At 64.7% G+C, this 21366-nt stretch carries 22 protein-coding genes; 14 read left to right on the plus strand and 8 right to left on the minus strand.

Going from position 1 to position 21366, the window contains the following annotated elements:
- Nucleotides 1-66 precede the first annotated feature (66 nt).
- Complete coding sequence (locus EPK82_RS09155) at nucleotides 67-690, plus strand: 2OG-Fe(II) oxygenase (RefSeq protein ID WP_037055264.1); 624 nt, start codon at nucleotides 67-69, stop codon at nucleotides 688-690.
- A 394-nt stretch (nucleotides 691-1084) separates the two neighbouring features.
- On the opposite strand, the gene EPK82_RS09160 is transcribed toward EPK82_RS09155, so the two are convergent.
- A complete protein-coding gene (locus tag EPK82_RS09160; RefSeq protein ID WP_134676379.1) occupies nucleotides 1085-1699 on the minus strand; it encodes a hypothetical protein in 615 nt (204 codons plus the stop codon).
- A gap of 221 nt (nucleotides 1700-1920) precedes the next feature.
- The gene (locus tag EPK82_RS09165) at nucleotides 1921-2457 is read right to left on the minus strand and encodes a DUF6160 family protein (RefSeq protein ID WP_037055262.1); all 537 of its coding nucleotides are present in this window, start codon (nucleotides 2455-2457) and stop codon (nucleotides 1921-1923) included.
- Between the two features lie 199 nt (nucleotides 2458-2656).
- Here EPK82_RS09165 and EPK82_RS09170 point away from each other — a divergent pair, with 199 nt between their 5' ends.
- The gene (locus EPK82_RS09170; protein ID WP_134676380.1) at nucleotides 2657-3151 is read left to right on the plus strand and encodes a DUF523 domain-containing protein; all 495 of its coding nucleotides are present in this window, start codon (nucleotides 2657-2659) and stop codon (nucleotides 3149-3151) included.
- A 72-nt stretch (nucleotides 3152-3223) separates the two neighbouring features.
- Here the strand turns inward: EPK82_RS09170 and serA are convergent, their stop codons facing one another.
- Complete coding sequence (serA, locus tag EPK82_RS09175) at nucleotides 3224-4453, minus strand: phosphoglycerate dehydrogenase (RefSeq protein WP_037055255.1); 1230 nt, start codon at nucleotides 4451-4453, stop codon at nucleotides 3224-3226.
- A gap of 182 nt (nucleotides 4454-4635) precedes the next feature.
- Between serA and EPK82_RS09180 the strand changes: the two genes are divergently transcribed.
- The 5 genes from EPK82_RS09180 to EPK82_RS09200 all read left to right on the plus strand — a co-directional run bounded on the left by EPK82_RS09180 (nucleotide 4636) and on the right by EPK82_RS09200 (nucleotide 9302).
- On the plus strand, nucleotides 4636-6027 hold the full coding sequence (locus tag EPK82_RS09180) for an FAD-binding oxidoreductase (protein WP_037055252.1): 1392 nt from the start codon (nucleotides 4636-4638) through the stop codon (nucleotides 6025-6027).
- A 123-nt stretch (nucleotides 6028-6150) separates the two neighbouring features.
- Nucleotides 6151-6816 carry a fumarylacetoacetate hydrolase family protein gene (locus EPK82_RS09185; protein ID WP_037055251.1) on the plus strand — a complete coding sequence of 222 codons (666 nt, stop codon included), beginning with the start codon at nucleotides 6151-6153 and terminating at the stop codon, nucleotides 6814-6816.
- Nucleotides 6817-6950: 134 nt separating this feature from the next.
- Nucleotides 6951-7877 carry an SdiA-regulated domain-containing protein gene (locus EPK82_RS09190; protein ID WP_134676381.1) on the plus strand — a complete coding sequence of 309 codons (927 nt, stop codon included), beginning with the start codon at nucleotides 6951-6953 and terminating at the stop codon, nucleotides 7875-7877.
- A gap of 92 nt (nucleotides 7878-7969) precedes the next feature.
- The gene (locus tag EPK82_RS09195; RefSeq protein WP_037055246.1) at nucleotides 7970-8317 is read left to right on the plus strand and encodes a NirD/YgiW/YdeI family stress tolerance protein; all 348 of its coding nucleotides are present in this window, start codon (nucleotides 7970-7972) and stop codon (nucleotides 8315-8317) included.
- A gap of 70 nt (nucleotides 8318-8387) precedes the next feature.
- Nucleotides 8388-9302: an SdiA-regulated domain-containing protein gene (locus tag EPK82_RS09200; RefSeq protein WP_047584790.1), complete on the plus strand. Its 915-nt coding sequence runs from the start codon at nucleotides 8388-8390 to the stop codon at nucleotides 9300-9302.
- Here EPK82_RS09200 and EPK82_RS09205 read toward each other — a convergent pair.
- Together EPK82_RS09205 and cadR are read right to left on the minus strand one after the other, a co-directional pair.
- Entirely contained in the window at nucleotides 9299-9634 is a 336-nt protein-coding gene (locus tag EPK82_RS09205; protein ID WP_037055242.1) for a YegP family protein, read from the minus strand. The genes EPK82_RS09200 and EPK82_RS09205 overlap by 4 nt on opposite strands.
- A gap of 106 nt (nucleotides 9635-9740) precedes the next feature.
- On the minus strand, nucleotides 9741-10193 hold the full coding sequence (gene cadR / locus EPK82_RS09210) for a Cd(II)/Pb(II)-responsive transcriptional regulator (protein WP_037055241.1): 453 nt from the start codon (nucleotides 10191-10193) through the stop codon (nucleotides 9741-9743).
- An 80-nt stretch (nucleotides 10194-10273) separates the two neighbouring features.
- Between cadR and EPK82_RS09215 the strand changes: the two genes are divergently transcribed.
- A complete protein-coding gene (locus EPK82_RS09215; protein WP_134676382.1) occupies nucleotides 10274-12502 on the plus strand; it encodes a heavy metal translocating P-type ATPase in 2229 nt (742 codons plus the stop codon).
- An 11-nt stretch (nucleotides 12503-12513) separates the two neighbouring features.
- Entirely contained in the window at nucleotides 12514-12861 is a 348-nt protein-coding gene (locus tag EPK82_RS09220; protein WP_134676383.1) for a DUF3703 domain-containing protein, read from the plus strand.
- A 78-nt stretch (nucleotides 12862-12939) separates the two neighbouring features.
- On the opposite strand, the gene rpiA is transcribed toward EPK82_RS09220, so the two are convergent.
- Nucleotides 12940-13611 (minus strand): ribose-5-phosphate isomerase RpiA, encoded by a 672-nt coding sequence (gene rpiA, locus EPK82_RS09225; RefSeq protein ID WP_037055230.1) that lies wholly within the window; start codon nucleotides 13609-13611, stop codon nucleotides 12940-12942.
- 162 nt (nucleotides 13612-13773) lie between these two features.
- Between rpiA and ilvA the strand changes: the two genes are divergently transcribed.
- Nucleotides 13774-15288 carry a threonine ammonia-lyase, biosynthetic gene (gene ilvA, locus EPK82_RS09230; protein WP_037055227.1) on the plus strand — a complete coding sequence of 505 codons (1515 nt, stop codon included), beginning with the start codon at nucleotides 13774-13776 and terminating at the stop codon, nucleotides 15286-15288.
- A gap of 82 nt (nucleotides 15289-15370) precedes the next feature.
- The gene (locus tag EPK82_RS09235; RefSeq protein WP_134676384.1) at nucleotides 15371-15811 is read left to right on the plus strand and encodes a DUF2269 domain-containing protein; all 441 of its coding nucleotides are present in this window, start codon (nucleotides 15371-15373) and stop codon (nucleotides 15809-15811) included.
- A 96-nt stretch (nucleotides 15812-15907) separates the two neighbouring features.
- Here EPK82_RS09235 and EPK82_RS09240 read toward each other — a convergent pair whose 3' ends face one another.
- Nucleotides 15908-16561 (minus strand): histidinol-phosphatase, encoded by a 654-nt coding sequence (locus EPK82_RS09240; protein WP_134676385.1) that lies wholly within the window; start codon nucleotides 16559-16561, stop codon nucleotides 15908-15910.
- Nucleotides 16562-16847: 286 nt separating this feature from the next.
- Between EPK82_RS09240 and EPK82_RS09245 the strand changes: the two genes are divergently transcribed.
- Nucleotides 16848-17327, plus strand: coding sequence for an RNA pyrophosphohydrolase (locus tag EPK82_RS09245; protein ID WP_021445072.1), 480 nt, complete (start codon nucleotides 16848-16850; stop codon nucleotides 17325-17327).
- An 18-nt stretch (nucleotides 17328-17345) separates the two neighbouring features.
- Complete coding sequence (gene ptsP, locus EPK82_RS09250; protein ID WP_037055218.1) at nucleotides 17346-19625, plus strand: phosphoenolpyruvate--protein phosphotransferase; 2280 nt, start codon at nucleotides 17346-17348, stop codon at nucleotides 19623-19625.
- A gap of 84 nt (nucleotides 19626-19709) precedes the next feature.
- Here ptsP and EPK82_RS09255 read toward each other — a convergent pair whose 3' ends face one another.
- Complete coding sequence (locus EPK82_RS09255) at nucleotides 19710-20453, minus strand: NRDE family protein (protein ID WP_134676386.1); 744 nt, start codon at nucleotides 20451-20453, stop codon at nucleotides 19710-19712.
- A gap of 128 nt (nucleotides 20454-20581) precedes the next feature.
- Between EPK82_RS09255 and EPK82_RS09260 the strand changes: the two genes are divergently transcribed.
- Nucleotides 20582-21364: a sulfite exporter TauE/SafE family protein gene (locus tag EPK82_RS09260; protein ID WP_134676387.1), complete on the plus strand. Its 783-nt coding sequence runs from the start codon at nucleotides 20582-20584 to the stop codon at nucleotides 21362-21364.
- Nucleotides 21365-21366: the final 2 nt, after the last annotated feature.

The following is a 21366-nucleotide window of genomic DNA, read 5'->3' on the forward strand; positions in this document are numbered from 1 at the left end:
TCGGTGGCTGGCGGAGGCTTGTCGAGCTATGTCTGGCGGGCTATCCGGCGCTGTACAATCGCCGCCATGAACGACATCGACCTGCAACACCGCTTTGCCAACCTCATCGACGACCTCGCCAGCCAGGGCTGGTCGTTGCGGGAGCTTTTCGCCCCTGAGGTTCTGACCCGCGAACTGGCCGCAGAGTGCCGTAAGCGTGAGCGCCGTGGTGAGCTGAGTGCTGCCAGCGTCGGTCGTGGTGACGCCCAGCAGGTGCAGGAAGGCATCCGCGGGGATCGCATCCAGTGGCTGGAGCCGGGGCAGAGCGCCGCGTGCGACCAGTATCTGCAACTGATGGACGAGCTGCGCCTGACCCTCAACCGGGAGTTGTTCCTCGGGCTCGAGGACTTCGAGTGCCACTTCGCCTGTTATGAACCGGGGGCTTTCTACCTGCGCCATCTCGACCGCTTCCGTGACGACGATCGGCGCACGGTGTCGGCGGCGTTCTACCTCAATGACGACTGGCAGGTCGAGCAGGGTGGCGCGCTGCGCCTGTACCTGCATGACGGCCGTGAGCATGACGTCATGCCGCAGGCTGGCACCCTGGCGCTGTTCCTGTCCGGTGACATGCCCCATGAGGTGCTGCCGGCCAGCCGTGAACGCCTGTCGCTGACCGGCTGGTTCAGGCGCCGCAGCACCGACGTGCTCTGAGTCGACGGGCCGCCTGGCGAGTCCCCTGGCGGGGTGCAGCGGCTTGCCGGGACGTTCAAATGCCTATCTCTCTATACTGAGATGCTATGACTTTGGATGTTTGTGCGCGATCTCATTGGTTGAGTTCCTGCGGGAGTGTTTCTTGTGGTATTTGCCATTGTGTGTCTATCTGTTCTTGGAGCTCGCCTCTGCTTCGCTGGTCTAAATTGTTTTTGTTTAACTCGCCTTGAATCGGTTCTGTTGTCTGACTACTGCTTCCACAATCTGAGTTTGTGCCACATAGTATCTCGTGGCATGTTACCTCTCCGTTCTCATAGTCGCATTTGAGTGCCGCATTGGTGGCGATCGGGAGGGCTGTGGATAATGCAATTAATGTTCTTGCTATTGTTTTCATTTATATATCCGTATGGATTTGTTTAAACATGGCAAGAAAGCACTCTTCTGTTTTTACGTCTTTTTGTAGTCTGCAATCTTCAAGGTAGCCTTTTAGCCTTTCTAAGGCTGCAGTGTCGTTGGGGAAGTGGTATTTCGGGATGGGGACTGTTCCATAGTCGTTCTTTAAAACTCCTCCTAAAGTAGCCATGGTTGTGCCTGCAACGAAGACAACCACTCCTGTGGAGGCGGTTTTGAAGTTAATTTTTACCCCAGCTATGTCGGAGGTGCCTTCCGCGCCGCCAGCATCTATCCCAAGAACGATAAACATCATGCCTATGCTGATAACGGCGAAACCAATCTGCATTATGGAAACCTTCATGGTTTGCTTATTTACCATTGTATTCTGATTGGCGTGCTCGGTGTAGATCAAGGAAAACAGGTAGTAATCATTGCCTTCTTTAATTATTTCTTTTGCCTCTTTGAGTAACTCTACCGTGCTTTTGGGGTCGGAAGTGAAGGAGATGCTGGTAGATAGAGTTGAAATATTCTGAAAGGCTAAGCTCAGTGCGATAAGCGGCACTATGATCCCTAGTAATAATATTGAGAGCTGTCTTGCGTAGAGTTTGATTGACATTCAAACCTCCCTGTTGGCAAATCCAATTTTCGCGATCCTGCAGCAGTGGCTGGCACACTGCCATCCTGTGATAGTAGCCTTGCTGTAGAATCTGTCGAGCTAGAGAGGTGTTCAGAAAGTGTCGAAAGCACTGATCCGGATAGCTACGAAATGGGCGGGTGAGTCGGCGGGAAACCTTGTCTTGAGAGTATTTGCGACGTATTGGAACGACAAAATAGGGTTCAGTGCCCCCAGACCTTGATGGTGCCGTTGATGTCGCGCAGGTCGCGCACGGCGACGTTGCCGATGCTGTTGTCGCCGATGTACAGGTCGCTGGCCACGCGGGCGCGGATCACCAGTTTGCCCAGCGGGCCGAGTTGCTGGTTGATCGCGGTCAGGTTGGGCAGCTTCAGCTGTAGCTGGCTCTGGCCGCCGCTGCCCTTGACCACATCCACTTCCAGGGTCGGCACCTCGATGCCCAGGGCCGGAATGCTGGCGCCAAGCTGGGCCGGGCCGAGGATGTAGCCGTCGCAATCGACAGGGGTGAGGCAGCCGTTGTCGATCTTCACGTTGCGCAGCGACAGGCTGCCGCCGTCGTCCTGCCAGCGTACTTCGTCGATGCGCGCCATCAGGTCGAGGCGAATGGTGATGCCGGCCTGGCCGCTGATCTGGCTCAGGCTCTCGTCCTCCAGTGCGCGCAGGTCGGCCTGGGCGAAAGGGGCAAACAATGCCGCGTGACACAGCAGCGGCAGGACAAGCGTACGAAGTGCGATGGACATGAACGGGAACCTCCCTGGTTGGCCGCGCAAGTCTGGTGTGGCGCCGCCTGCCGCGCCATGGGCGAACGCCGTTTCCCGCCGAAGGATAGGTCCGTGCGTCGCGTGAACAGCGGCCAGCAGGCCCTTTGCCGAACCCCTCGGCCTGGGCTGACAAGGGTGTTACCGCTGGTTACTCTGGTGGCAGCAAAGGAGAGAGTCGATGCAGAAGATCCTGGTCAGTCGCTGCCTGCTCGGGCATCGCGTGCGCTATGACGGAGGTGCCCATGGCCCCTTCGATCAGTTGCAGCGATGGCTGGACGAGGGGCGGGTCGTGGCATTGTGTCCGGAGGTGGCGGGTGGTCTGCCGACCCCGCGCGCACCGGCGGAAATCCGTGGCGGTCGTGGCGGTGCGGTGCTGGACGGTGAGCTGGCGGTGCTGACCGTCGAGGGCGAGGATGTCACCGCCGCGTTCGTCGACGGGGCCGAGCAGGCGCTGGCGCTGGTGCGTGAGCATGGCATCCGCCTGGCCCTGCTCAAGGCGCGGAGCCCGTCGTGCGGCAACCTGGAGAACTATGACGGCAGCTTCAGCGGCGTGCGGGTGGCGGGGGAAGGCGTCACGGCGGCCTTGCTGAAACGCGCCGGGGTGAAGGTATTCAATGAAACGCAGCTGGACGAGGCGAGGGCCGAGCTGGTGCGGCTGGAGGCGTCCCGCTAGCCCGGGCCGGCGTGGCGTGCGCGCAATGAAAAAGGGAGGCCGAGGCCTCCCTTCTTGCTGGCTGCGGCGTGCTTAGAACAGTACGCGGCTGCGGATGGTGCCGTTGACGTGCTGCAGTTTTTCCAGCGCCAGGTCGGAGTACTCGGCGTCGACGTCGATCACCACGTAGCCGACCTTCTCGTTGGTCTGCAGGAACTGGCCGGAGATGTTGATACCGTTGTCGGCGAACACCTTGTTGATTTCGCTCATAACGCCCGGAACGTTCTCGTGGATGTGCAGCAGACGGTGCTTGCCCGGGTGTGCCGGCAGGGCCACCTCAGGGAAGTTGACCGAGGACACCGAGGTGCCGTTGTCGCTGTACTTGACCAGCTTCTCGGCGACTTCCAGGCCGATGTTGGCCTGCGCCTCGGCGGTGGAACCACCGATGTGCGGGGTCAGGATCACGCGGTCCAGGCCACGCAGCGGGCTGGCGAACTCCTCGTCGTTGGACTTGGGCTCGACCGGGAACACGTCGATGGCGGCGCCGATCAGGTGCTCGTCCTTGATGGCATTGGCCAGATGGTCCAGCTCGACCACGGTGCCGCGTGCCGCGTTGATCAGGATGCCGCCCTTCTTCATGGCGCGGATTTCCTTCTCGCCGATCATCCACTGGGTGGAGGGCAGTTCCGGCACGTGCAGCGAGACGATGTCGCACAGGCCCAGCAGCTCGTACAGATCGCCGATCTGCGTGGCGTTGCCCAGCGGCAGCTTGGTCACGGTGTCGTAGAAGAACACCTGCATGCCCAGTGCCTCGGCGAGGACCGAGAGCTGGGTGCCGATGGAGCCGTAGCCGACGATCCCCAGCTTCTTGCCACGGATTTCGAAGGAGTTGGCCGCCGACTTGATCCAGCCACCGCGATGGCAGGAGGCATTCTTCTCGGGGATGCCGCGCAGCAGCAGGATGGCCTCGGCCAGCACCAGTTCGGCGACCGAGCGGGTGTTGGAATAGGGGGCGTTGAACACGGCGATACCGCGCTCGCGGGCCGCGTCCAGGTCGACCTGGTTGGTGCCGATGCAGAAGCAGCCGACGGCGACCAGTTTCTTCGCACAGTCGAAGACCTCGGCGGTCAGCTGGGTGCGTGAACGGATCCCGATGAAGTGGGCGTCGGCGATCTTCTCTTTCAGCTCCTCACCCGACAGGGCCGTCTTGAGGTACTCGATGTTGGTGTAGCCGGCGGCCTTCAACGTGTCCACGGCGTTCTGGTGAACGCCTTCGAGAAGAAGGAACTTGATCTTGCTCTTGTCGAGAGAGGTCTTGCTCATCGGAGTACCTGTTGTCCCACGGGATGTTTTCAGGGAAGGGCTGAGAGGCTCAGCCAACGCCCGCGGATCGCTGCGTCGCTCGATTCACGGGGGGCGTATGCTAGCATGTTCGCCATTTTCAATGCTCGGTTGCGACCTGAATGGTTCTCAGGGCGACCATGAATCCTTTGCGAGTTCACGTGATGACTACCGCGGCCCAGATCGAAGAACTGAAGACGCTGGTCGAGTCCGGCAAGGTGCTGACCGATGCCGACGCGCTGCAGACCTACGGCAAGGACTGGACCAAGCAGTACACTCCAGCCCCTTCGGCCATCGTGTTTCCCAAGACCACTGAGCAGGTCCAGGCCATCGTGCGCTGGGCCAATCAGCACAGGATTGCCCTGGTCCCGTCCGGTGGCCGTACCGGCCTGTCCGCCGCTGCCGTGGCCGCCCATGGCGAAGTGGTGGTGTCCTTCGACTACATGAACCGCATCGTCGAATTCAACGAGTACGATCGCACCGTGGTCTGCCAGCCGGGCGTGGTGACCAAGCAACTGCAGCTGTTCGCCGAGGAACAGGGCCTGTACTACCCGGTGGACTTCGCCTCCTCGGGTTCCAGCCAGATTGGCGGCAACATCGGCACCAATGCCGGCGGTATCAAGGTGATTCGCTACGGCATGACGCGCAACTGGGTCGCCGGCCTGAAGGTCGTCACCGGCAGCGGCGAGCTGCTCGAACTCAACCGTGACCTGATCAAGAACGCCACCGGTTACGACCTGCGCCAGCTGTTCATCGGTGCCGAGGGCACCCTGGGCTTCGTCGTCGAAGCCACCATGCGCCTGGAGCGCGCGCCGAAGAACCTCACCGCGATGGTCCTCGGCACACCCGACTTCGACTCGATCATGCCGGTGCTGCATGCCTTCCAGGGCAAGCTCGACCTGACCGCGTTCGAGTTCTTCTCCGACAAGTGTCTGGACAAGATTCTCGCCCGTGGCGACGTGCCGGCGCCGTTCGAGAGCCGCACGCCGTTCTATGCCCTGCTGGAGTTCGAGGCGCTCAACGAGGACGTGGCCAACGGGGCCCTGGCCACCTTCGAGCATTGCGTCGAGCAGGGCTGGGTCCTCGACGGCGTGATGAGCCAGAGCCAGCAGCAGCTGGAAAACCTGTGGAAGCTGCGCGAGTACATCTCCGAGACCATCAGCCACTTCACGCCGTACAAGAACGACATTTCCGTCACGGTCGGCCAGGTGCCGTCGTTCCTCAGGGACATCGACGACATCGTCTCGGCCAACTACCCGGACTTCGACGTGCTCTGGTACGGCCATATCGGCGACGGCAACCTGCACCTGAACATCCTCAAGCCCGAGGCGCTGGGCAAGGAAGACTTCTTCGCCAGGTGCGCGGTGGTCAACAAGTGGGTGTTCGAGATCGTCGAGAAGTACAACGGCTCGATCAGCGCCGAGCACGGCGTCGGCATGACCAAGCGCGATTACCTGCAGTACAGCCGTTCCGAGGCGGAAATCGCCTGCATGAAGGCGATCAAGGCGGTGTTCGATCCCAACGGGATCATGAACCCCGGCAAGATCTTCGCCTGACCCGAACGCCCATCCACACGATGGGCGTTTTCGTATGCCGTGCAGGCCGCCCCGAGCTTGGTTAATGTACGACCTCTGGCCACAAGCCAGGCATCCACGAACAACAACACACAGGAGTCGGTGATGAGCTATCAGCACCAGTACGTCGACGGAACCACCGTCCACTTTCCCCTTGGCAAGGTCGTCTGCATCGGCCGCAACTACGCGGAGCACGCCAGGGAGCTGAACAACCCGGTACCCAGCGAACCGCTGCTGTTCATCAAGCCGGGCTCCTGCGTGGTTCCTCTCGACGATGGCTTCAGCATCCCCGAGGAACGTGGTTCGGTGCACTATGAGGCGGAGATCGCCGTGCTGATCGGCAAGCCTCTGTCGAAGAAGCCGGATGCCGAGGAAGTGCGCGATGCGATCAGCGGTTTCGCCCCGGCATTGGACCTGACCCTGCGTGACGTCCAGGCCAAGCTCAAGGAGAAAGGCTACCCCTGGGAAATCGCCAAGAGCTTCGACGGTGCCTGCGTGCTGGCGCCGTTCGTGCCGGGCGACGCCATCGAGGACCTGGCCGACATCGGCATTCGCCTGGAGATCAACGGCGAGACCCGTCAGGACGGCAACAGCCGTGACATGCTCAACCCCATCCTGTCGATGATCCAGCACATGGCCGGGCACTTCTCCCTGCAGCCGGGCGATGTGATCCTGACCGGTACGCCGGTTGGCGTCGGCGCGCTGAACAAGGGTGACGAGCTGGTGCTGGAGCTGGTCGGTCACAGTCGTTTCACCAGCCGCGTGCTATAAGGCTTCGGCACGCACTGTCGCGCCGGGTCCCGCTGCGGCCCGCTCGCCAGTGCGTGAGCAGGTTGCGCCCTGGCCGGTGCAACTTCTGGCGACAGTGGACGTCGTATCGTTCCCATGCAGTCGAGTAGTCGCCGATGTCCTCATCCTTCCCGCGTATTCGCCGCCAGGGCCTTTGCCTGGCGGCCCTGGCGTTCGTGGCGCTAGGCGCTCTGGTACTCACCCAGCATTGGGATGATCGTGCCCGGCTCTGGCTGCAGGAGCGCTCCACGCCCCTGGTCGATCGCCTGGCCAGCGTGTGGCTGCCGGGCTACCGCGCGGTGATCCAGGCCAAGGCCCTGAGCGGCCTGGACAAGGATGAGACCTCCGGGCTGACCTACAACCCGGTGACCAGGACCCTGTTCACCGTCACGGGCAAGCATCCCCTGCTGGTGGAGCTGTCGCTCCAGGGCGAGATTCTGCGGCGCATCGAGCTGAAAGGCTTCGCCAACCCGGAAGGCGTCGAGGTGATGGACAACGGCCTGATGGGCATCGTCGACGAACGTCGCCGCCAGCTCACCACCTTCACCCTGAAGGACGATGATCTGGCGCTCGATGCCGCCGGTCTTGCCGGCTTCGACCTGGGCTTCGCCGATGCCGGCAACAAGGGCTTCGAAGGGCTGGGCTGGGATTCGCGCAGCCACAGCGTGATCCTGGGCAAGGAGCGTGGGCCGCTGGGCCTGTTCAGCCTGCCGTTCCCGGGCGAGGACGGCAGCGTCGGGGCGCTGCAGCCCCTGGCGGCGCAACATCTCGGGTTGCGCGACATCTCCTCGCTGAGCGTCGACGGGCGTACCGGCCACCTGCTGGTGCTGTCCGACGAGTCGCGCATGCTGCTGGAAGTGGATCGTGCCGGCAGGCCGGTCAGCTTTCTCAGCCTCAATGGCGGTCTCAACGGGCTGGAGGACGGGATCGAGCAGGCCGAGGGCGTGGCCATGGACGAGGACGGCAACATCTATATCGTCGCCGAACCCAACCTGTTCTACGTGTTCAGCAAGCCCGTCGCGAAGGTTGGCCGAGCGGGGTGACGGATTAAGCTTGGCTTAAGCGCCGATTCAGTCTGGCTTCAGCTAGCGGCACTAATCTGACCCCGTCACTTACGAACAACGAGGTTCACGCCATGAAACGTACCGCTCTCGCCCTGCTGGTCCTGCCGCTGCTCAGCACTGCCGCTTTCGCCACCGGCTACACCGGCCCCGGCGCCACGCCGCAGGTCACCACCGTATCCGCCGCGCTGCAGGCTGCCGACGATACCCAGGTGGTGCTGGAAGGGCAGATCGTCAAGCGCCTGCAGGACGAACTCTATGAATTCAAGGACGCCACCGGCACCATTCAGGTCGAGATCGACGACGAAGACTGGCCGGCCCAGAAGGTCTCGGAAACCGCCAAGGTGCGCCTGACCGGTGAAGTCGACAAGGACTTCAACAGCCGTGAGATCGACGTCGACCGGGTCGAGCTGATCAACTGATCGTGATGTTATGCATGCCCGCCGCAGCAACGCTGTGGCGGGCTTTTCCGTGGTCGTAAGAGAAACCGCCATGCGCCGTCTGCTTTCCATCAACCCCTGGCTCTACCTGCTGCTGTTCGTCCTGCTGGGCGGTGCCGTGCTGGCCCAGCAGTACCGGCTGTTCGAGCGCGCCTGGTTCTCGGTGCAGGAATGGCAGCATGGCGCGCAGTGGCGCGAGCAGTCGTTGTGGCTCGGCGACTACCGGGTGGTGATCGAGGCCAGGCCCATCGCCGATATCCGCGACGTTTCGGCACTGACCTACGATCCGGACCGGCGCAGTCTGTTCAGCGTCACCAACAAGCCGGCCAGGGTGATCGAGCTGAACCTGCAGGGCGAGCTCCTGCGCACGATCGATCTGCAGGGGTTCGGCGATCCCGAGGCCATCGAGTACGTGGGACCTGGCACCTACGTGATCGCCGACGAGCGCGAGCAGCGTCTGGTCAAGGTGCGGATCGACGATGACACCGCGGTGCTCGACGCCGCCGACTTCCAGCAGCTGTCACTGGGCATCGGGCGCAACGGCAACAAGGGCTTCGAGGGACTGGCCTACGACGCGCAGGGCCAGCGTTTGCTGGTGGCCAAGGAGCGTGACCCGGTGCGGATCTTCGAAGTGCTGGGTTTCCCGCACATCGACGAGAGCAAGCCGCTGGCGTTGCAGGTCAACACCGACCCGAAACGCGACGCGCGCCTGTTCGTCCGTGACCTGTCGAGCCTGGATTTCGATTCGGCCACCGGCCACCTGCTGGCCTTGTCCGACGAATCGCGGCTGGTGATCGAACTGAATGCGGCAGGTGAGCCGGTCAGCACCCTGTCGCTGCTGCGCGGCCAGCATGGCCTGCAGCACGGCGTACCGCAGGCCGAGGGCATCGCTTCGGACCAGGCGGGCAATCTCTACCTGATCAGCGAGCCCAATCTCTTCTACCTGTTCAGGAAACCGGCAGACTAGGCGCTCTGGTCGTCCGTCTCGGCGCCGGGTGCGTTGTTCTGCACGGACTCGATGCCGCCTTTGCAGGCCGAGGCGCTGCTGTACATCTGGCTTTGCCCGACGACCTGGCCGTTGGTGGCCTTGAGCACGAAATAGTGTTTGTCGTTACTCGAGATCTTGGTCTCGAACGCCCCTTCGCGCTGGGCATTCTTCTTGACCGAGTCGATGCCGTTGAGTGCCGAGTCCTTGGCCTTGTACATCTCGCTGCTGAGAATGACCTGGCCATTGCCGGCCAGCAGATTGAAATAGAACTGGCCGTCTTTGGCCTTCTTCAGTTCGAACTTTCCAGACATGCGTATCTTCCTCTGGGAACCGGTGACATACCGTGGGTGTTGCGCTGTGCAGAGCAAGCCTAGCCCAGTTCCCGCGATATGCGCGGATCGCTCGTGGTCGACAGGCTCAGTGCGAGTGGCTCTTGCCTACGTGGGTGTGGCCGTCATCCGGCAGCGGCTGCACGCCGCCGCTGGCGTTGAGCTGGCGCAGGATGCCGCAGTCCTCGGCCTCCTGCGGGCCGTTGCAGCGGTCACGCAGCTCGCTCAACTGGTCGCGCAACGCGAGCAGGCTGTTGATGCGCGCTTCCACGTGCTCGATGTGTTCGTCCACCAGGCTGTTGATGCCGGCGCAGCTCTCGTGGGGCAGGTCGCGCAGGGACAGCAGGCGCTGGATCTCGTCCAGCGTCATGTCCAGCGTACGGCAGTTGCGGATGAACACCAGGCGCTCGAGGTGCTCGCTGCCGTACAGGCGATAGTTGCCTTCGCTCCGCGCGGGTGCCGGCAACAGGCCCTCGCGCTCGTAGTAGCGGACCGTCTCGACCTGGCAGCCAGCCTTCTTCGCCAATTCGCCAATCTTCATGCGCAAGCCTCCTTTGGGGGTTGACCCTATAGTGACTACAGGGTGTGTACTCGGCAACACTCACTTGAAGGAGAGTTGCCATGAGTCGTTGTTGCGACCATTCGCCCGAACCGTCACCCGTTCGTCATGAGCACGGCCACGATCACGATCATGCCGGGCATGAGCACGGCGCCGCGCAGTCGTCGTTCGCCGACGAGCCGCTGACCGGGGCGGTCAATACGCGTATCCGCATCGAGCAGATGGATTGCCCCACGGAAGAACGCCTGATCCGCGATGCGCTGGGGCGTCTGCCCGGTGTGGCGGGGCTGCAGTTCAACCTGCTGCAGCGGGTGCTGACCGTCAGCCATGACGACGGTGCGCTGGCCCAGGTGTTGCCGGCCATTCGCGGCCTGGGCTTCACCCCGCAGCTGGAACAGGACGATGCCGCGCAGGCAGCGGCCGCCGAGCCCGTGAAGAAGTCCGCCTGGCCGCTGCTGCTGGCTGCTGTCGCGGCGACCGCCTCGGAGGGGGTGCACTTCGCGACGCTGGGGCCTGACTGGCTGGTGGCGCTGCTGGCCATCACCGCCATCGGCCTGTGTGGCCTGACCACCTACAAGAAGGGCTGGATCGCCCTGAAGAACCGCAACCTCAACATCAATGCGCTGATGAGCATCGCCGTGACCGGTGCGGTGCTCATCGGTCAGTGGCCCGAGGCGGCGATGGTGATGGTGCTGTTCACCCTGGCCGAGCTGATCGAGGCGCGCTCGCTGGACCGGGCGCGCAATGCCATTCGCGGGCTGATGGACCTGGCCCCGCCGCGCGCCACGGTCAGGCAGGCCGACGGCAGCTGGCAGGAGGTGGACGTGCAGGGCATCACCGTGGATGCGCTGGTGCGCGTGCGCCCCGGCGAGCGCATCAGCCTCGACGGCGAGGTCGTTGGCGGCAGCTCGACGGTCAACCAGGCGCCGATCACCGGAGAAAGCCTGCCGGTTGAGAAGCGCGTGGGCGATCCGCTGTTCGCTGGCACCATCAACGAAGCCGGTTCGCTGGAGTTCCGCGTAACGGCGGCGGCGCGCGATACCACGCTGGCGCGCATCATCCATGCGGTGGAGGAGGCACAAGGCTCGCGTGCACCGACCCAGCGCTTCGTCGACCAGTTCTCGCGCATCTACACCCCGGCGGTCTTCGCCTTCGCCCTGGCGGTCGCGGTGCTGCCGCCGCTGGTCATCGGCGGCGCCTGGCTCGACTGGATCTACCGCGCCCTGGTGTTGCTGGTGGTGGCTTGCCCCTGTGCACTGGTGATCTCCACTCCGGTGACCATCGTCAGTGGCCTGGCCGCCGCCGCGCGCAAGGGCATCCTGGTCAAGGGTGGCGTGTACCTGGAGAACGGCCGTCATCTGGCCATGCTGGCGCTGGACAAGACCGGCACCCTGACCCACGGCAAGCCGGTGCAGACCGACAGCCTCCACTTGCTGGAGGCGGAGCAGCCGCTGCACGCCGTGTGGGCGGCGAGCCTGGCCGCACGTTCCGATCACCCGGTGTCACGGGCGCTGGCCCTGCATGCCGAGGAGCAGGGGCGGGTGCTGCGCGAGGTCGAGGCGTTCGCGGCACTGCCGGGGCGGGGCACCCAGGGGGTGGTCGACGGTACCCTGCTGTACCTGGGCAATCACCGTCTGGTCGAAGACCTCGGGCTCTGCTCGGCGCAGCTGGAAGAGCGCCTGGAAACCCTGGAACGGCAGGGCAAGAGCGTGGTGGTGCTGTGCGACGAGCAGCGCGCGCTGATGCTCTTCGCCGTGGCCGATACGGTGCGCCAGAGCAGCCGCGAGGCGGTCGGTGAATTGCACGAACTGGGCGTGCGTACCTGCATGCTCACCGGCGACAACGCCCACACGGCCGCCGCCATCGCCGAGCAGGTCGGTGTCGATGAGGCGCGTGGCGACCTGCTGCCGGCGGACAAGCTGGCCTGGGTCGAGGCGCGGCAGGCGCAGGGCAAGGTGGTCGGCATGGTCGGCGACGGCATCAACGACGCACCGGCGCTGGCCAGGGCGGAGATTGGCTTCGCCATGGGCGCCGCCGGAACCGATACCGCCATCGAGACGGCGGATGTCGCCCTGATGGACGACGATCTGCGCAAGATTCCCGCATTCGTCCGCCTGTCGCGGCAGACTCACGCGATCCTGCTGCAGAACATCGTGCTGGCGCTGGGGATCAAGGCGGTCTTCCTGGGCATGACCTTGGCGGGCGAGGCGACCATGTGGATGGCGGTGTTCGCCGACATGGGGGTGAGCCTGATGGTGGTGTTCAACGGCCTGCGCCTGCTGCGCAAATGAGGGCATCGAGGATGAACGAGAACTGGCAACTGGCCGTCGACGAGGCCTTCGCCCAGGCCCTGGCCGCCCTGGCCGGCGCGCGGGCTGCCGAGGCACTGCCCTGGCTGGAGCGTGCGCATGTCCTGACCCAGCGTTGTCCCTGGCTGCATGCCCGTGCGCACTGGCTGATGCTGCGCGCCGGTTGGCAGCTGGGTGATGTGCGCGAGGTGCTGGGGCAGCTGCCGCGTATCCTGGCGGCGTTGCTGTTCTCGCGCCTCTGGGTGCCGCTGGGCAACAGCGGGCGGGCGCGGGTCAGTGCCTTCAAGCCGATGCCTCTCAGCGAAGAGCTGCGCCGCCTGCTCGATCAGGCGACGCCGTAGCCCGGATGCAATCCGGGGGTGTCCGATGCGCTTGCCCCGGATGTCATCCGGAGCACGATCGAAGCACCTGCTGGCGCCTCAGGGCTTGAGCGTCTTCACGCCTTCGGCGGTGCCGAGCAGCAGCAGGTCGGCCGGGCGGGCGGCGAACAGGCCATTGGTGACCACGCCGACGATGGCGTTGATATCGGCTTCCAGCTTCACCGGATCGGTGATCGACATGTTGTGCACGTCGAGGATGATGTTGCCGTTGTCGGTCAGCACGCCCTCGCGGTACACCGGGTCGCCGCCCAGCTTGACCAGCTCGCGGGCCACGTGGCTGCGCGCCATGGGGATGACTTCCACCGGCAGCGGGAAGGCGCCCAGCACCGGCACCAGCTTGCTGGCGTCGGCGATGCAGATGAAGGTCTTGGCCACGGCAGCGACGATCTTCTCGCGGGTCAGGGCGGCGCCACCGCCCTTGATCAGATTGAGGTGCTCGTCGCTCTCGTCGGCGCCGTCGACGTAGAACTCCAGGTCACTGACGGCGTTGAGGTCGTAGACCGGGATGCCGTGACCCTTCAGGCGGGCAGCGGTGGCCTCCGAGCTGGCCACTGCGCCGTCGAAGTCCATCTTGTGCTTGGCCAGGGCGTCGATGAAGAAGTTGGCGGTGGAGCCGGTGCCGACGCCGACGATGCTCTTGCTGTCGAGGCGGGGAAGAATGTGGTCGACGGCGGCCTGGGCCACGGCCTGTTTCAGCTGATCCTGGTTCATCGCGGGTCTGTGCCTGGGAGTGAGGGAGACTTGAGGCGCGAATTATAGCCGCAAGTGCTGCGCCGACGGGGGCAAAACCCGCGTGTTTCGTATGGTCGCCCGGCGCGGCGCTGGGGTAGACTCGGCAGTCCCTTCCCAAGCCCGAACGCCTGCGAAATCGCCATGCTCGAACAGTACGTGAAGAAGACCCTCACCTCGCGCGTCTATGACGTCGCGGTGGAAACCCCGCTGCAACCCGCCCGTCAGCTCAGCGAGCGACTGGGCAGCCAGATTCTGCTCAAGCGCGAGGATCTGCAGCCGGTGTACTCGTTCAAGATTCGTGGCGCCTACAACAAGCTGGCGCAGCTGTCGCCGGAGGAGCTGGCACGCGGCGTGGTCACCGCCTCGGCAGGCAACCACGCGCAGGGCCTGGCCCTGGCCGCCAAGCACCTGGGCGTCAAGGCCACCATCGTCATGCCGCGCACCACGCCGGAGCTGAAGGTGCAGGGCGTGCGCTCGCGGGGCGGCAAGGTGGTGCTGCACGGCGACGCCTTCCCCGAGGCGCTGGCCCATTCGCTGAAGCTGGTGGAGGAGAAGGGCTACACCTACATCCATCCCTACGACGACCCGCTGGTGATCGCCGGGCAGGGCACCGTGGCCATGGAGGTGCTGCGTCAGCACCAGGGGCATATCGATGCCATCTTCGTGCCGGTCGGCGGCGGCGGCCTGATCGCCGGTATCGCGGCCTACGTGAAGTACCTGCGCCCGGAGATCAAGGTGATCGGCGTCGAGCCGGACGACTCCAACTGCCTGCAGGCGGCTCTGGCCGCCGGCGAGCGCGTGGTGCTGCCGACGGTCGGGCTGTTCGCCGATGGTGTGGCGGTGGCGCAGATCGGCCAGCACACCTTCGACATCTGCAAGGATCACGTCGACGAGGTGATCACCGTCAGCACCGACGAGATCTGTGCGGCGATCAAGGACATCTACGACGATACTCGCTCGATCACCGAACCTGCCGGTGCGCTGGCCGTGGCCGGGATCAAGAAGTACGTCGAGCGCGAGGGCGCCAAGGGGGCGGTGCTGGTGGGCATCGACTCCGGCGCCAACGTCAACTTCGACCGCCTGCGCCACGTCGCCGAGCGCGCCGAGCTGGGCGAGAAGCGCGAGGCGATCATCGCCGTGACCATTCCCGAGCAGCCGGGCAGCTTCAAGGCCTTCTGCGAGGCGGTGGGCAAGCGCCAGATCACCGAGTTCAACTACCGCTATCACACCGACCGCGAGGCGCACATCTTCGTCGGCGTGCAGACCCATCCGGAGAACGATCCGCGCCAGGCGCTGGTCGAGGGCCTGCGTGCGCAGGGCTTCCCGGTGCTGGACCTGACCGACAACGAACTGGCCAAGCTGCACATCCGCCACATGGTCGGCGGTCATTCGGCCGGGGTGAGCAACGAGATGGTGCTGCGCTTCGAGTTCCCCGAGCGGCCGGGCGCGCTGTTCAACTTCCTGCAGAAGCTGGGTGGGCGCTGGAACATCTCGATGTTCCACTATCGCAACCATGGCGCCGCCGACGGTCGCGTGGTGGCTGGCCTGCAGGTGCCTGACGATGAGCGGCACCTGGTTCCGGCAGCCCTGGACGCCATCGGCTATCCCTACTGGGACGAGAGCGAAAACCCCGCTTATCGCCTGTTTCTCGGCTGATACTTTCGAACCCGTAGGGCGGGGGTAACCCGCCGGAGCGCGTTGGTGGGTTGCACCCGCCCTACCTAAAAAGGAAGCCTCGATGGAGCACTATCTGCTGGTTCGTATTCTTCACAGCGCCCCTGGCGTGTTGCTGCTGCTCGGCCTGATCGCGCACGCGTTCATGCTGTTCAAGGCGCAGCGCGGCGCTGATGCCGCCGTGCTGGCACGCAAGCTGCGCGTGACCCTGCTGTTCAGCCTGCCTGCCTTTGCCGTGCTGGCGCTGAGCCTGCCGCTCAGTGGCTACTGGCTGGTGGACACCGCCGGCTGGCCGCTGGGGCAGACCTGGCTGCTGCTGGGCAGCATCCTCTATGGCGTGATGATGCTGCTCGGCTTGCTGCTGGCCGGGCGCCTGGCCGCCTGGCGCGCGCTGGGCGATGCGCCGGCGCCCACTTCGCTGAAGCGCCTGTGCCTGATCTATGCCGGGCTGATTCTCGTGCTGCTGATCGCCATCATGGCGCTGATGGGCGCCAAGCCCGTCTGAGCAGAGTGGCCCGGATTGCATCCGGGCTACACGACAGCGGCTGGCGATGGCCTGCGTAGGAGCGGCTGCAGCCGCGAAGCCAGCTTCAGCCCGTACTCAGCGCAGCGAGATCACCGGCCAGCCACGCTCGCTGGCGGTGGCGCGCAGCACGTCGTCCGGGTCCACGGCTACCGGGTTGGCCACGGCCTCCAGCAGCGGCAGGTCGTTGCGCGAGTCACTGTAGAAATAGGCGCCGTCCAGGTTGTGGCCCGTCTCGCTCAGCCAGGCGTTCAAGCGGGTCACCTTGCCGCCCTGGTAGCAGGGAATGCCGGTGATCTGGCCGGTGTAGCGACCGTCCTGCATGCCGCACTCGGTGGCGATCAGGGTGTCCACGCCCAGGCGCTCGGCGATGGGCGCGGTAACGAAGCGGTTGGTGGCGGTGATGATCACCAGCTTGTCACCGGCGGCGCGGTGTTCGGCCAGCAATGCCTCGCCCTTGGCCAGGATGATCGGTTCGATCACTTCGGCCATGAACTCGCGGTGCCACTGCGCCAGTTGTGCCATGTCGCTGCGCCCGAGAATCGCCTGGCTGAAGTTCTGGTAGGCCACCACGTCCAGCTTGCCGGCACAGTAGTCGGCATAGAACGCGTCGTTGCGTGCCAGGTACTCGGCTGCATCGACCAGGCCGCGCTGGCAGACGAATTCGCCCCAGCTATGGTCGCTGTCACCGGCCAGCAGGGTGTTGTCGAGATCGAAAAGGGCCAAACGCACGATTCTGTACCTGTTCTGCAAAGGGATTGGGGAGTATCTGCAGCCTGCTGCGCTCGTCCCGGTCGGCTCGGAACCTGGCGAAAAATGTGCATGTACCGCTGGTACACAGCCTCTTTTCGACGGGTTTCGCCATGCCTGACGGCGCTCGCGGCCTCGTGAACACCCGCGTGGGGCGCGCCAGAATAGCCGCTTTGGCCGGGCTTTCCCACTGCCGCCAAACCCGCGTTGCTGCTGGACTCGGCTTTGTGGAACAATGCCGGAACTTGCGTGTACGAGGTTGCTTGCCGTGATCGACTCTGATGGTTTTCGCCCGAATGTCGGCATCATCCTGACCAATGATGTCGGCCAGGTGCTCTGGGCCAGGCGCATCAATCAGGATGCCTGGCAGTTTCCGCAAGGCGGCATCAATGATCGCGAATCGCCCGAAGAGGCGTTGTACCGCGAACTCAATGAAGAAGTCGGGCTCGAAGAGCAGGATGTGAAGATCCTCGCCTGCACCCGAGGCTGGTTGCGTTATCGTCTACCGCAGCGCCTGGTGCGCACGCACAGCCAGCCTCTGTGCATCGGGCAGAAGCAGAAGTGGTTCCTGCTGCGCCTGACCGGTGCCGAGGAGCGCGTACGCATGGACCTGACCGGCAAGCCCGAATTCGATGGCTGGCGCTGGGTCAGCTACTGGTACCCGCTGGGCCAGGTGGTCACATTCAAGCGCGAGGTCTATCGCCGCGCGCTCAAGGAACTCGCCCCGCGCCTGATCGTGCGCGACTGATACGGACCCCAATCGAGCATGCTCAATACGCTGCGCAAGATCGTCCAGGAAGTGAACGCCGCCAAGGATCTCAAGGCGGCGTTGTCGATCATCGTGCAGCGGGTCAAGGAAGCGATGGGCAGCCAGGTCTGCTCGGTCTATCTGCTCGACCCGGAAAGCAATCGCTTCGTCCTGATGTCCACCGAGGGCCTCAACAAGCGCTCCATCGGCAAGGTCAGCATGGCGCCCAACGAAGGCCTGGTCGGCCTCGTCGGGACCCGTGAGGAGCCGCTGAACCTCGAAGACGCCGCCAGCCACCCGCGTTATCGCTACTTCGCCGAAACCGGCGAGGAACGCTTCGCCTCCTTCCTCGGTGCGCCGATCATCCACCATCGCCGGGTCATGGGCGTACTGGTGGTGCAGCAGAAGGAGCGTCGCCAGTTCGACGAAGGCGAGGAAGCCTTCCTGGTGACCATGAGCGCCCAGCTCGCCGGCGTGATCGCCCACGCCGAGGCCACCGGTTCGATTCGCGGCCTGGGGCGCCAGGGCAAGGGCGTGCAGGAGGCCAAGTTCGTCGGCGTGCCGGGTGCGCCGGGGGCAGCGGTGGGGACCGCTGTCGTGGTGCTGCCCCCGGCCGATCTGAATGTGGTACCGGACCGCAACGTCGATGACATCGACGCCGAGCTGGCCTTGTTCGACAAGGCGCTGGGCTGGGTGCGCGAGGACATGCAGGAGCTGTCCGAGAAGCTCGCGACCCAGTTGCGCAAGGAAGAACGCGCGCTGTTCGATGTCTACCTGATGATGCTCGATGACGCCGCCCTGGGTAACGAGGTGCGCAAGGTCATCAAGAGTGGCCAGTGGGCGCAGGGCGCCCTGCGCCAGGTGGTGCTCGACCACGTCAAGCGCTTCGAGCTGATGGACGACGCCTACCTGCGTGAGCGCGCCTCCGACGTGCGCGACCTGGGCCGGCGTCTGCTCGCCTACCTGCAGGAAGAGCGCAAGACCTCGCTGGTCTACCCCGACAACACCATTCTGGTCAGCGAGGAGTTGTCGCCGGCGATGCTCGGCGAAGTGCCGGAAGGCAAGCTGGCCGGCCTGATCTCGGTGACCGGCTCGGGCAACTCCCATGTCGCCATCTTCGCTCGCGCCATGGGCATTCCCACGGTCATGGGCGTGGTCGACCTGCCGTATTCGAAGATCGACGGCATCAAGCTGATCGTCGATGGCTACCACGGTGAAGTCTTCACCAACCCCAGCGAGCTGCTGAGCAAGCAGTACGCCGATGTGGTCGAGGAGGAGCGTCAGCTCACCGAAGGGCTCGATGCCCTGCGCGCGCTGCCCTGCGAAACCCTCGACGGCCAGCGCATGCCGCTGTGGGTCAACACCGGCCTGCTCGCCGACGTCGCCCGCGCCCAGCAGCGCGGGGCCGAGGGTGTGGGCCTGTATCGCACCGAAGTGCCGTTCATGATCAACGAGCGCTTCCCTAGCGAGAAGGAGCAGCTGGCCACTTACCGTGAGCAGCTGCAGGCCTTCCACCCGCTGCCGGTGACCATGCGCACCCTGGATATCGGCGGGGACAAGGCGCTTTCCTATTTCCCGATCAAGGAAGAGAACCCCTTCCTTGGCTGGCGTGGCATCCGCGTGACCCTCGATCACCCGGAAATCTTCCTGGTGCAGACGCGTGCCATGCTCAAGGCCAGCGAGGGCCTGAACAACCTGCGCATCCTGCTGCCGATGATCTCCGGCACGCAGGAGCTGGAAGAGGCCCTGCACCTGATCCACCGTGCCTGGGGCGAGGTCCGTGACGAGGGCACCGACGTGCCGTTGCCGCCCATCGGCCTGATGATCGAGATTCCCGCCGCCGTCTACCAGACGCGCGAGCTGGCGCGCCAGGTGGACTTCCTCTCGGTCGGCTCCAACGACCTGACCCAGTACCTGCTGGCGGTCGACCGCAACAACCCGCGGGTGGCCGATCTCTACGACTTCCTCCACCCGGCGGTGCTGCAGGCCCTGCAGAAGGTGGTCAACGATGCGCATACCGAGGGCAAGCCGGTGAGCATCTGCGGCGAGATGGCCGGTGACCCGGCGGCGGCGGTGCTACTGCTGGCCATGGGCTTCGACTCGCTGTCGATGAACGCCACCAACCTGCCCAAGGTGAAATGGCTGCTGCGCCAGATCACCCAGAGCAAGGCCAGGGAACTGCTGGGCCAGGTGATGAGCATGGACAACCCGCACCTGATCTACAGCACCCTGCATCTGGCGCTGCGCAACCTCGGTCTGGGTCGGGTGATCAACCCGGCGTCCAACATCCAGGCGTGAACGGCGCGCCTGCGGGCGCGTCATCCCTGGGCCTGATGCAACCTGGGGCCACTGCGCACGGAAGCTCCCCGGATTGCATCCGGGCTACCTGCTTACCCTGACTTCGCCCAACACGGCGCCGTGCGGCCCGAAACTGCGTTCGACGATGTTCCAGTGCCCATCCTGACCAAGGTTCAGCACGGTGCTGGCGCGCGTGCCGTAGGCGGCGCTGGCGATGAACACGCTCGACAGCAGGCGCTCCGTGGCCAGGCCGATGCCGGTGTCCGGTAGCAGGTGCTCCGCTGGCTGGCTGTGGTCGGCCAGCAGTGCCAGCAGCTCCTCGTCAGCGCCATCGAGGCGCTCCTGCAGGGTGCTTCTGGCCAGCAGCAGTTTGGGCCAGGGGGTGTCCAGCCCGGCGTTGGACAGGCCGTAGACGCCGGCTTGCAGGCGATGCGCCTGCCTTTCCTGGGAGTTGAAGTACCAGAGCTGAGTCGCATCCCCGAGCAGCAGGTTGAAGCCGGCATAGTCGGCTGCCCGCGCCATCAGGGTTTCCAGGTAGGCCTGCGGTGCAGCCTGGCCGCGCAGGTAGTCGGCGGTCAGTTCGCCGCGCGAGCGCGGGCCGATCTTCTGGCCCGGGTCGCGGATATTGGTCAGGGCGGCGAAGCGGCCCTCGGCGGTGACGCCCAGCCAGGTTCCACCGGCCTGCAGATCGCGCCCGGCGAATACGCCCGGGGCCTCCTGCCATTCACTCAGCGCGGCGCTGGGGCGCGCGTAGAATTCGTCGCGATTGGCTGCCAGGCGCAAGGGCATGGCGCCCTGCGGCTGCCAGGCGAAGACGATCAGGCACATGAGAGTTCCTCTGATGGCAGAGCCTGGCAGGCTAGCGAGCCGTGGGGAAAGCGGCAACCGTTCCGTCGATCCGTATGCCGCTGAGTGGGCATTTCCGCTACCATGCCGCTTTGTTTTCGGGGGTGTCGATGGAACTGCTGCTCTACCTGGTGCTCGGTGCGGCCGCCGGTGTGCTGGCCGGCCTGTTCGGCGTGGGCGGCGGCCTGATCATCGTGCCGGTACTGGTGTTCAGCTTCAGTTCGCAGGGCATGGCGCCGGAGATCCTCACCCACCTGGCGGTCGGCACGTCCCTGGCGACCATCGTCTTCACCTCGATCAACTCGCTGCTGGCGCATCACCGCATGGGGGCCGTGCGCTGGCCGCTGTTTCGCTGGCTGACCGGCGGCATTCTGCTGGGGGCGGCGCTGGGGGCCATGACCGCCGCGCTGATCCAGGGGCCGCTGCTGCAGAAGATCATCGGAACCTTCGCCATCGTCATCGCCGTGCAGATGGTGCTGGACCTGAAACCCAAGGCCAGCGGCGGTGTCCCAGGCAAGCCCACGTTGACGCTGGCGGGCGGGGTGATCGGCTGGGCTTCGGCGATCTTCGGTATCGGCGGTGGTTCGCTGACCGTGCCGTTCCTGGTCTGGCGCAGCGTGCCGATGCAGCAGGCCGTGGCGACTTCGGCGGCCTGTGGCCTGCCGATCGCCATCGCCGGGGCGCTGAGCTTCGTCTACACCGGCTGGAACGAAGCGGATCTGCCGCAGTGGAGCCTGGGCTTCGTCTATCTCCCGGCCTTGCTGGGGATCGCCGTGACCAGCATGTTCTTTGCCCGTATCGGCGCGCGCCTGGCTCATCGCCTGTCGCCGCGTCTGCTCAAGCGACTGTTTGCCCTGCTGCTGTTCAGCGTGGGCCTGAGTTTTCTCATCTAAGG

Origin of the sequence: Ectopseudomonas khazarica (assembly GCF_004521985.1) — a bacterium.
Lineage (GTDB): Bacteria > Pseudomonadota > Gammaproteobacteria > Pseudomonadales > Pseudomonadaceae > Aquipseudomonas > Aquipseudomonas khazarica.